Source organism: uncultured Ruminococcus sp. (assembly GCF_946415235.1).
Lineage (GTDB): Bacteria > Bacillota > Clostridia > Oscillospirales > Ruminococcaceae > Ruminococcus.
Map to the genome: position 1 here is coordinate 84,199 of NZ_CAMKRR010000003.1, position 11,789 is coordinate 95,987.

Here is an 11,789-nt window from a genome sequence, read left to right on the forward strand (position 1 = left end):
GCTCAATGTAAAATTTTATTTTTCCGTTGAAAAATTACTTGATAAACTGCTTAACGCTCTCGGGAAGCTCGGAATCGTCAGCTGAAACTGTAAATACTATTGTAGCTTCCTCGCCTGTAAGCTTGTCAAGCTTCTCGAAAAGTGTGCCAAGAGCTTCGTAGTCACGGCCAACTATCTTAAGGATACCGTCAACGAAAACGTCCTTGATATCATAGTTTCCTGCGAGCATACCTGCTACAAAGCCGTAGAAAGCATCAACGCCCTCGATGGAAAAGCGCTCTGTATCGCACCATCTTACTCTGAAGCTGATAGAACGTCTGATATTGTCACCTTTTTCGATACATACAAGATCACCATTGGTTGATTTTACTGCCTCGTTGATCTTATCGATGAGTATCTTGGTTTTTCCTGTACCTTTTTTTCCTGTAATAAGCTTAATCATAATTTACTCCTTCCGTGCCTTTCGGCATTTGTGACGTATTATATTTTGTTTAAAAACTAAACGGACTATCAGCCGAGTTTAGCTTCAAGAGCAGCTTTAGCGCCCTCATATCCCGGCTTACCGAGAAGTGCGAACATATTTGACTTATAGCTCTCAACACCGGGCTGATTGAACGGATTTACTCCGAGAACATAGCCTGAAATAGCACAGGCTTTCTCAAAGAAGTAGATCATATAGCCGACACTTTCCTCAGTGGTATCATCAAGCTCAAGAATGATATTCGGAACTCCGCCCTCTGTATGAGCAAGAACTGTTCCCTCGAAAGCCTTTCTGTTAACAACGGACATATTCTGATTTGTCAGGAAGTTAAGTCCGTCAAGGTTCTCAGCATCAGGCTCCAGGAAGAGGTCTGTCTTGGGCTTCTTGATGTCAACGACTGTCTCGAAGAGTATTCTTGCACCGTCCTGGATGTACTGACCCATTGAATGAAGATCTGTAGAGAAAACAGCAGCTGACGGGAATATTCCCTTATTGTCCTTGCCTTCACTCTCACCGAAGAGCTGCTTGTACCACTCAGACATCATTACAAAGCTCGGATCGTATGAAACGAGCATCTCAACAGACTTGCCCTTTCTGTAAAGTATGTTTCTGAGAGCAGCATACTTATAGCAGTCATTATTATCAAAGTCTGCACAGAAATCAGCCTGTGCCTTTGCAGCGCCCTTCATAAGAGCATCTATATCGCAGCCTGCGACCGCAATAGGAAGAAGTCCCACAGCTGTAAGAACAGAGAAACGTCCGCCTACATCATCTGGGATAACAAATGTTTCGTAGCCCTCTGCGTCGGAAAGATTCTTGAGAGTTCCTCTTGCCTTGTCAGTAGTTGCAAAAATACGGTTCTTTGCTTCTTCCTTGCCGTACTTATCCTCAACCATTTTCTTGAAGATCCTGAAAGCAAGTGCAGGCTCTGTAGTAGTGCCTGATTTTGATATAACATTTACCGAAAAGTCCTTGCCCTCACAAAGAGCAATGATCTCATTAAGATAAGCAGGGTTGATGCTGTTTCCTACATAGTAGATATCGGGTGTATCCTTCTTTATATTGTTATAAAGAGGCGATTTGAGAAGCTCGATCGCAGCTCTTGCGCCAAGATATGAACCACCGATACCGATAACGATAAGAATATCCGAATTTGCCTTTATTCTCTCAGCCGCAGCCTTGATACGAGCAAATTCCTCCTTATCATAGGCTGTAGGAAGATCTACCCAGCCTAAAAAATCATTGCCAAGACCAGATTTTTCCTGAAGAGACTTAGCAGCAGCTTCGACCTGAGCCTTGATACCGGTCAGTTCATCGGCATTAACAAAGTCCTTCAAATATTTGGTGTTGAGTTTCAAAGACATTAGAATTTACCTCCAATATGTATGATAAGCCATACAATATAATTTACCATCTTTATGATACTATATTTTCGGACTTTTTTCAAGTACCTTTACGTAACATTTTCAACATTTGTGCATTTGCTACCATTTCAACAATATTATTCTATCAATTTCAACAACATTGACTTAAAAACATATCCGAAGCTAAGTGAAGGAATATCCTTTTTTACAATGATATCCGTTTCAAAAACCAACGTATCACCGCTGTAGAACGCAGCGCAGCCAATTGGCTGACCAATATGGACTGGCGCATTTATAAATTCGGGATATACGACCTTTGTTTTAAGGTCGCGCTTGTCCTTGGATACCGTAACTTTTCCCTGCATCGCAAGCCCTGTTTCAACGGCTTTTTCAGTACCTCCGATCACTGACAAAGGCTTCAGCATCTCTTCCGGGAACATTGTTGATGTAACTTTATACTGACGGAATCCGTTTTTCAGAAGAGATTTTACGGTCTTATAAGAGATATCCTCATTTTCTGCACCGACCGCAACAGCTATAAACGTATTGCCGCTGTCATTTCTGCCGCATTCAGCTGTACAGTATCCACTTTCATCGGAATGGCACGCTTTGAAGCCTATATGCAAGCCGTAGCTTCTGGTAAGCTTGTTCTCGCTTACAAGCTCTACACTGCCCTCTTTTACAAAATCTCTCCATGTTGAAAAAGCGGGTGTCAAAAAATCATATTTTGCAAGTTCCGAACAAATAACAGCTATATCATGAGCGGTCGTATACTCGTTCTCTTCAAAATATCCGTAAGGAGAAAAATAAAAAGTGTTCCTCAGCCCGAGATCAAAGGCTTTAGCATTCATGTCCATTACAAATGTACCTGTATCCCCCGAAACAGCCTCCGCAAGAACAGTAAGCGCATCATTCGCATTACCAATGATAACGCTTTTCAAAAGCTCCTCTACAGACAGCTTATCGCCACTTTCAAGCCATATGACAGCACCTTTGGTATTTTTTACACTTTCGGAAGCAGCAAGCATATCTGTCATGAGCAGTTCACCGTTATTGATCTTTTCGGCAATAACAAGCAAGCTCATAAGTTTCGTAAGATACCCGGCATTTAATTTCAGATCAGAGTTATGCTCTTCAAGAACAGTTTTTGTTTCCGCTTCCATAAGTATATAACCCTTCGGCTCGTCAGGCAAAGCCTTATCTGCGCCAATGAGCAGAAATGACGAGCATGATATCAATAATAAACCGAATAGCATCAAAAGCTTATGCATATAACTCACCTCAAATTGAGTATATGTGATAATACGACTAAAAATGAAAAAAGAGCGGCAAAAGCCGCTCTGAAAATCAGTTTTTATGGATGGTTATTATAAATGAATCCTTATTATCGCCTGAAAGCTCATAGCTGCCAGATATAGGTACTCTTGTGACGAGTTTTTCTCCTTCTCCTGTTGCGGAGTATACCTGATAGCCATTACCATTAAAAGCAAATGTATACGGATCGTCAAAGCTGTACTGCTTAAGGAAATCAACATATTCCTCAAGGCACATTTCCTTCTGCTTCATGATAGCGGAATTTATCTCTCCCACGTATCTCAGGTGCCATGGGCAGTACTCACTGCCTGTCCTATCCTTCCAGCCTTCGGGACATCTTACAATAAAGCCGTATTTCCAGCAATTATCAACTATCCAGCCCTCATTGTCATTACCGTCATATGTAAGCACCGAGCCGTATGCATTCAAAGCCAAATCAACGCAGTATCCTGCCTTTGATTCAGAAAAAGACTTTGGGCAATACGAATCGGGCCCTGTATATGTATCTGTAGTGCCATACACTATGAAATCAGCAAGAGCAGTTGTATTGGCATAATCTTCCATCATGCTGTTGAGAGCATCCGCAGCATCCCTGTTCAGATATACGTGCTTGTCAACAAGTGAATAATATTCGTTCTTTTCGTCAGCAAGATCAACCATTATACCCTGATCTGTTTCACGTGCAGGCCTGTCTTCAGTATAAACAGCCAAAATGCCTGTTGAAACATCGTCCATATACAGTTCACGCTCGGAATATCCGAGATTTTTCAAGCCGTCAAATGCCGTTGTGAACTGATCCGTTGTGCTGTATGAAAGGCTGTTTCCCGTAGAAGCTTCCGTACCTGCTTCAGAATTGCGGAATTCACCTTTTATCGTTATATTATTCGGCTGCTGTCTGACAAGACTTCTTCTGAGTCCGTCAGCACCGAAGAGTGTTCCGACGATTATACCCATAGCGAGAAAAACGCGGTCTGCTCTGAGCCGACATTTTTTCGTCTCCTTCATTATCATATCCTCCGAGATTTTGTTCTACATCACTGAAATTATATATCTGTGCTTTTTATTTCTTTATCTTTCTTCAGGTTATTTGTATATTTCTACACCTGTTATATATAAAACGCTGTCCGCGCCGTTATGTACAATATTGTTCAGGCTCGGCTTTTAAGCAGTTAATCTTTATCATCACCTCAGAAACTTGTCCGTTTCTGAAATAAATAAAAGACACTGCCGTTTTCTTATGCCTGTTCCTTATTATATTGCGGAAATAACACATAATCTGCAATAAGTGCCCAACAAAATCATCAGCCTAAAAACAGTACGTCCCCAAACCGATAATGACAACTTATTTCTTTAATTCCGAAAATATTTAGAACTTAAAAGAAAACTGCTGTGCCTGTAAAATACAAGTTTAGCATTTGTTATGTTTCCTTCTTTTGTTCATTCTACACTTTTAATATATATCTCTGTAATTACCATTATAATACAAATATATTTACTTGTCAATAAAAATCAAAAAATCTACAGAATGCACAAAGTCCGCTTTAATAATTGTAAGAATATCACAAAACATAAAATTACCGCAAAGAAATAAGCTCTTCGACACAATGTCAAAGAGCTTTGTATATCAGATATCAACTTTTATATGATCACGAAGCTCAAACGAATAAAGCATTGCCTCTTTCACTTTTTTACCCGTTGTAAGCTCCACAGCCGCTTTATAAAGCTTCAGCTGCGTAGAATACCGCTCTTTAAGCTTTTGAAGCGATATTCCCCTGTCTGATTTATAGTCAACTATAACTATACCGTCTTTTTCCTCAAACATAAGGTCGATGATACCTTTTATCATGCCATCCGAATTTTTGAGCTTTCCTATCATTTCATCCTCAAGGGCAAGCTCACGCACAGCTACCATAAACTTTTTCTCGCGGACGTAATTTAAAGAACCGCATATCCTTTTATAAAGGCCGCTCATAAAGAAGGCAGCGGCATTTTCTATATCTATAGATCCTGCTTCCGCAGCACTGATATATCCTTTTTTCGTTACATCTCCGATCTCGGATACAATATCCGAAGCAGCCCTGTCAAAGTCACAGTACTGAAAGAAAGTATGTATAGCCGTTCCCCTTTCAGCTCCTGTAAGCGCAGAGCTTTCGGATTTGAAGCGAGGCCGTTTAAGCTTGAAATCAAAAGCTTCGTCGCTGTCTTTTAGTTTCTTGGTGATCTGTGTAACACTGAGCTTTGCAGGCATTTCAGAAAGCGTTCTGTCATAATTATATGAAATAATATCATTTAAACGCGATACTATAGCCTCATCAGGACTTTCCTCCTGAACAGAATCAGATCCTTCATTTTTTTCGCGGCTTATCTCACGGACTATCTCATGATCCCAAAGTGTCTGAGTGCCACCTGACACTTTCAATTGTTCGTCTGCATCAATGCCAAGCTGCTTTGCGATATTAGCAAATGAAGGATCGCGGATGATCCCGAGCCACAGCCAGTCGGAAAAGCTTTTGGCTTCACTGACGACTTCCGAAATATCACCGTTATGAAGAACACAGTTTTCAATCAGACCGCCTGCTCTCTTCAATGCCTTTTCACCGCATTTAAGATTTATGAAAAGCTTTTGCTGTGCGCGGGTCAGCCCGACATACAGAAGCCTCATTTCTTCGCTTCGTGTGTCTCTTTCCTCTTCGGAAGCAAGCATTGTCTGCTGGAAGGTCTTATATTTTCTATATATGTTGGGATCGTACAGAACATAGCCTATCCTTCCGTCAGGACTGAACATTACGGGCTTTGAGTCAAATTTGAATTTAACAGAAGTCTCCGCTATGAAAACAAAAGGATATTCAAGTCCTTTTGAACGATGCATTGTCTGAACACTGACCGTCTCCCCTGACGACGCAGATACCTTTCCCTGTGCGTAATCGCCGTTTTCCATTACCCTGTCGATATGACGCAGGAAACCGCTCAGTCCGCCCGAACCATCATGTGCAGCCATGCTTTCATAATTCTCTGCATAAAGGATCAGAGCACGAAGATTGGCTCTTTTTTTCTCCCCGTCATCATAAAGCTGCATGACCGATATAAAATCAGTGGAATCATATATTTCACCGATAAGCTCGCCTATGGTCATAGTAACCGAATCCAGCCTGAAGCTGTCTATGGACTCAAGGAAGTCCACACATCGCTCCCTCAGGAACATATCTGTACATTCGGGATATCCACCGTCCGCAAGTCCTCTTATTATCGGGAATAAAGCTCTTTGCCTGTCATAGGACTTGATAACAGCCATATCAGTAATACTGAACATATACATCGGCGAAGTCATTACAGCTGCCATTGAGATATCTTGCAAAGGATTGCTGATGATCCTCAGAAGATCAATGAGCACAGCGATCTCACGTGATTTAAGGTATCCAGTCTCTTCATTTCCCTTTGCAGGTATGCCTATCCTGTTAAGCTCTTCAACATAAATATTGATATACGAATTGTTCCTGACAAGTATACAGAAATCAGAAGGACGGCAATTGCGTCTGCTCCCGTCCTTTTCAACTACCTCCGCGCCGTTTTTCAGCATCTCCGATATCTTTGAAGCTGTATATACCACCTCATTATTGATGTCCTGAAGCTTTTCCTCGTCTTCATCGTCTTCCTCTGCATCATCATTAATGAAAGCAAAATGGGTAAGGCACTCATTGCTTTGGCAGTCAGAATACTGCTGCGCTCCGAAATAAAGCATCTCATCCTGCGAATATTCGATATCTCCGCAGCTTTCCGACATGATCTGCGAAAAAAGATCATTGACAAAGTCTATGACCTTTTCGGAGCTTCGGAAATTCCTGTTCAGCATGATATACTGATTTTTACTTGTGCTTTCCCGGCTGTATCTGTCAGAATGTCTCAGCGTTCTGATGAAGTTTTTCGGATTGGCAAGTCTGAAACGATAAATAGACTGCTTCACATCGCCCACAAGGAACACGTTATCACCATAAAGCGGCTCGCCGTTTTCATCAAGCTTATAATTCTTTGATATCAGCTTGAAAATGAGGTCCTGCTTATTGTTGGAATCCTGATACTCATCTATCATGATGATATCAAAGTACTCGGATATCCTCTGAGCGACTTCAGACTGCATTATACGCCCGTCATCGTCCACAGAAACAAGCATTTCAAGTGCTATACGCTCACCGTCATCAAAACTCAGGGCGTTTTTTTCGCATTTTTTCTCCCATAGTATCTCATGATACTTTTTCAGTACTTCAACAAGGACTTTTGTAACCTCTCCGCATTCGTTATAATCGCTTTCAACAGCTATAATGCTGTTAGCGACTTTTGCGGCAGTTTTTTTGATGTAATCACGCTTTTTCTTGTAAAGCTCCCTTAAGCTCTTATTATGCTCCTTCTTTCCTATCCTGACAAGATCGGAAAAAACAAGAGAAGCCTCAGCTTCACTCGGAAGCCGTCCGCTTTTTAAGACAGTCAGCAGCCCGGATACTGTATCATAGTCCTCTTCTGCCTGTGCAGACGACTTTTCGGCAGCAGCCGCAGACATATCGGGAAAGATCTCCCTTATCATACCAAGATTTTCATCAGCGGCTTTCAGAGCCTTTTCAACATATATGCGAAGATTTCCCACCAGTCTTTTGTAGTATTCAGAGCTTTCAAACTCACAGCTGTACATCTCAACAGCTTTTTCCAGCCATTTATCACGCAAAGCCACAGAAGAAAGGAAATTATCAGATCTCTCGATAACTTCCGTCAGACGCTTTTCGTCTTTTATACAAAAGCGGTCAAACAAAAAGGATATCTTATCATATTCATTTTCGCTTAAATAATTGATAAGCTCTTCAAGTGCCTTTGATCTTAGGACCTTGTTATCAATATCATCAAGCACGCTAAAACTCGATGTAATACCGTTTTCGCCTATATTATCGCGTATAAGATCAAAACAGAAGGAATTGATAGTGGATATCTTTGCATTCTGGAGCAAGATCTGCTGTTTAAGAAGATGCCTGTCTTTAGGGTGCTCATTTATCAATGCCCTTATTTTGTTTTCAAGCCTCTTTTTCAGTTCGGCAGCTGCATCATTTGTAAAAGTTACAACAACGATCCTGTCCGCTCTGACTCCCGAGTTCTTGTCTGCGATCAGCTGTACGAGCCTCTCGGTAAGAACAGCTGTCTTACCGCTTCCTGCGGCAGCAGATACGATAAGCGACGTATTTCTTGCGTCTATCGCCTCCTGCTGTTGCCTGGTCCATGCCACTCTCAATCCCCCCTTTCGCTGTATTTTTTGTCAAGTATACTCTGTGCTTCCGCAATATCGGCTTCGGCAGGCTCTCTGTATCTTGTCATTTCGGAATTATCACATATATTGATATAATTGCAGTATGTACACGGCATCTTTCCGCCAAGAGAGAGAGGTACAGCTTCCACATCACCGCTGAACAGCGATTCAGCCATAGCAGTAAGCTTTTTATAGGTATAATCCTTCAAAAGAGCCATACCGTCAGCCGAAATACACTCGGAATTCTTGTCGGGCACACCGTTTTTGTCAAGCTTTACGGGAATATATTCACCGTTTATGCTCTTTTCCATAGCCTGAAGCACTTCCTTATCGCCAAGCACCAGACCGCTTGTACGAAGTGCGGAATTAACTGCATTGCTGTTCTTTGAATCTATCCTGTAAGCTTCAAGGCGAACGTCAGAAATACGTACAGGCGAGTAAAGCACTCCTGCGGGAGTATATTTCTCGAATAACCCGCCATTGTCCGTAGCTGCAAAGAGATAAAGAAGCATCTGCATATTGATACCGCAGGAGAGAGTTTCCGCAGTGATTTCCTTGTGACTGCTCTTATAATCAATTATCCTGAGATAATCGGTATTTCCGACCTTGCAAACGTCAGCTCTGTCAACTATTCCGCCAAAACTCAGCTGTTTGCAGCCGCCAAAAGGCAAAACCACCGAATGGCTTTCACGCAGATCAAGCTCGAAGCTGTGAGGTATGAACTCCGAAGCCATAAGTGAATGCTGAGTATACATAACGACCTCTGACATACGATCGGTAAGCTTGTTGAAAATGAGTTCAAACTTTGCATCTTTTCCGAAATCACCTGCAAGAGCCTCGTTTTTGTACTTCTCGGCACAAAGATTTATCTCCTGCTTCACATCATCATATGACATACCTAAGAATTCCTGCTTTGAACGCGAACCGAGTATGCCGAGAAAACATTCGTGAGTAAGCTCTCCCGCTATTCTTGTATCAAGCTCGATCTTTTCATTTATCCTGAGCTTTAAACATTTATCGCAGAAATACTTGAAATGGCAGAGGTTGTACTCCTCAAATCCTGTTGAAGAAAGTGTCAGCGGCTCAAAGCTCTGTAGCTTTTCCATTATATCGCTGTCAATACGATAATTCTGATCGTGATATCCTCTGCTGAATACATATGACAGACGCCTTTTATACTCGCGGTCGCTCATCAGAATGCTTTTTATGGAGACTACAGACTTATCTGTCCTATCTCTTTCCTGCATATAATGATAAAACGCAGAATGAAGCGTTACCGCATAGTAGTCAACAGGTATATCTTCATCTGTTTTCCTTATCTCTGCATCCCCGAACAAGCCTATTATATGGTCGATTATCTGTGCAGGATACTTCGCCTGCCCTGAAAGATCGGAAAGCGGATATGTTATGTACAGTTTATCGGAAGCTGCCGAAACAGCCTTATACACAACAAGTCGCTCAGAAGCTATCAGCTCTGCAACGGGAGTTGATATAACTATACCGTTTTCGGCAAGCTTTGATCTGTCAGCCTCGGAAAACAAACCATGCACACTTACCTGATTCGGGAAATCCTTATCATTGGCTCCCATAACAAAAACCACTCTCGGGGAATCAAGCCTTGCAGTTCTTGCAGAAGCAGCCGTTACGGAATCAAGAGTCTGCGGCGGCATGGAATATTTTATTCTTCCTATCAAAGAACGTATGAGCCGCGCAAAATCAGAGAAGCTTATCTCACTTTCACCCAAGGTCTCGTTTATGCAATCAAGTACATCTATGAGACAGCCCCACAGTCTTTTGATCTCAGCTGCTTCATAGTCCTTATTCTGCCTGATAAGCTCACTCATGAGCCGCCCTGTGTTCTTTTCCGCCCGACAGTCTATAAGATGATCGTAAAGCAGCCTGCATACAGCCGAAGCTGTATTTTTGCGTTTCAGCTTCTTTTTCAGCTTAATGATCGGCGATATTACTCTGTTTCTCACACTCTCAATAAGTTCGAGCCGATTATCGTCAGCAGTAAATTCATTTTCCCATGTTTCGCCTTCGATATCCCATTTATAGCAGTAGTTCTCGAGAAGAGCAGTTTCAGTTAGCTCGACATCGAGCAAGCCTGTCTTTAGCATCCTGAAGATCTGTTCAGAGTGAAGCTTTCTGCTGCTGAGCAGATCAATAAGAGTTGTAAAGAATACCATAACAGCTGTATGCTCTACTGATTTCTCAAGGCTCATGAAATACGGGATATCATACCTTTTGAACGCTGCCTTAAGAACTTCGGAATATCCTGCTATGTCATTCGAGATAATTGCGATATCATTATAATGAAGCGTTTTATCCTCATAAAGAAGATGTTTTATGGAAGCGCATACATATTCTGCTTCACTGTACATATCCCTTGCTTCAAAAATGCGGATGTTCTCAGCTTTCGGAGCACTTTTGGCATCGAACGATGAATGACTCAGCGCATTGCGGCTGATGTATTCCAGATCAGGGGAGCTGAAACGGTATATATCTTTACATAATACTATGCAGCTATCCTTGCCGAGATCGGTGCATATCCCTTTGATCTTCCTGTATGTATCATTTACTGTCTCAAAAAGAGTGTATTCTCCCGCGCAGACATCATCTGTCCTGAGTGTTATGCACACATTTTCGGCTGCTGATATGATTACTCGCAGCATTTCATACTGATCTGCGGTAAAGCTTTCAAATTCGTCTATAAAGACAGTTTTCTCTTTGAAATACCTGTTAAGATTGGCAACAGCGGCTGCCGCACGGATATTATCGAGCTCGTCCTTGAACCCGTATTCAGACATAAGACGCTGGTATTCAAGATAAATAACGGCGATATCACATGTCTTGTCCATTAATCTTCTGTCAAGAAGCTGTGCTTTGTTTAAAAGCTCGTCAGCCGTAACTCCCGAACGCTTTATGTCACGTATAATCTTTAACATTTCTTCCGCAAAGCCGTCATATGCGCTTTGTCTGCGAAGACTGCTGACTGCCTCGGGACGCGACAAAGCAGACTCAACAGCCTGATAAACAAGTATCATTTTAGCCATTTCGCCTGCAAATTCACCGCTTCTGCCGGGATCTCCGTACAGCTGAAAGAGCTGTCTCGCAAGTCCCGTAAAGCTCAGTGAGAACAATTCGTTGAAGCTTTCAGCTCCAAGGTAAAAATAGAGTTTTTTATCAAAATTCTGGGAAAACTGCTCCGGAACGATGATACAGAGCTTGTCAGCTTCCGCACACTTGCTCCTGATGCGTTCAAACATCAGAGTTGTTTTTCCGCTTCCTGCAGGTCCTGTTATAAATTCAATCATAAAGACTCCTGTTATATAAAATATGCATA

General features: G+C 42.0%; 6 protein-coding genes. All 6 read right to left on the reverse strand.

The window, feature by feature from the left end:
* Positions 1-34 precede the first annotated feature (34 nt).
* The 6 genes from Q0R37_RS01655 to Q0R37_RS01680 all read right to left on the reverse strand — a co-directional run bounded on the left by Q0R37_RS01655 (position 35) and on the right by Q0R37_RS01680 (position 11,760).
* Complete coding sequence (locus Q0R37_RS01655) at positions 35-442, reverse strand: hypothetical protein (RefSeq protein ID WP_294750416.1); 408 nt, start codon at positions 440-442, stop codon at positions 35-37.
* A gap of 68 nt (positions 443-510) precedes the next feature.
* The gene (locus Q0R37_RS01660; protein WP_294750419.1) at positions 511-1,845 is read right to left on the reverse strand and encodes a glucose-6-phosphate isomerase; all 1,335 of its coding nucleotides are present in this window, start codon (positions 1,843-1,845) and stop codon (positions 511-513) included.
* A gap of 137 nt (positions 1,846-1,982) precedes the next feature.
* Positions 1,983-3,116, reverse strand: coding sequence for a serine hydrolase (locus Q0R37_RS01665; protein ID WP_294750421.1), 1,134 nt, complete (start codon positions 3,114-3,116; stop codon positions 1,983-1,985).
* A 76-nt stretch (positions 3,117-3,192) separates the two neighbouring features.
* A complete protein-coding gene (locus Q0R37_RS01670; RefSeq protein WP_294750423.1) occupies positions 3,193-4,164 on the reverse strand; it encodes a D-alanyl-D-alanine carboxypeptidase family protein in 972 nt (323 codons plus the stop codon).
* A 619-nt stretch (positions 4,165-4,783) separates the two neighbouring features.
* Positions 4,784-8,422 carry a helicase-exonuclease AddAB subunit AddA gene (addA, locus tag Q0R37_RS01675; protein WP_294750425.1) on the reverse strand — a complete coding sequence of 1,213 codons (3,639 nt, stop codon included), beginning with the start codon at positions 8,420-8,422 and terminating at the stop codon, positions 4,784-4,786.
* 2 nt (positions 8,423-8,424) lie between these two features.
* On the reverse strand, positions 8,425-11,760 hold the full coding sequence (locus tag Q0R37_RS01680) for a PD-(D/E)XK nuclease family protein (protein ID WP_294750427.1): 3,336 nt from the start codon (positions 11,758-11,760) through the stop codon (positions 8,425-8,427).
* Between the last annotated feature and the right edge of the window lie 29 nt (positions 11,761-11,789).

Bases quoted from the DNA above. Each gene is read 5' to 3' on its own strand.
- Q0R37_RS01655 (WP_294750416.1), bottom strand. From the start codon at position 442: ATGATTAAGCTTATTACAGGAAAAAAAGGTACAGGAAAAACCAAGATA.
- Q0R37_RS01660 (WP_294750419.1), bottom strand. From the start codon at position 1,845: ATGTCTTTGAAACTCAACACCAAATATTTGAAGGACTTTGTTAATGCC.
- Q0R37_RS01665 (WP_294750421.1), bottom strand. From the start codon at position 3,116: ATGCATAAGCTTTTGATGCTATTCGGTTTATTATTGATATCATGCTCG.
- Q0R37_RS01670 (WP_294750423.1), bottom strand. From the start codon at position 4,164: ATGAAGGAGACGAAAAAATGTCGGCTCAGAGCAGACCGCGTTTTTCTC.
- Q0R37_RS01680 (WP_294750427.1), bottom strand. From the start codon at position 11,760: ATGATTGAATTTATAACAGGACCTGCAGGAAGCGGAAAAACAACTCTG.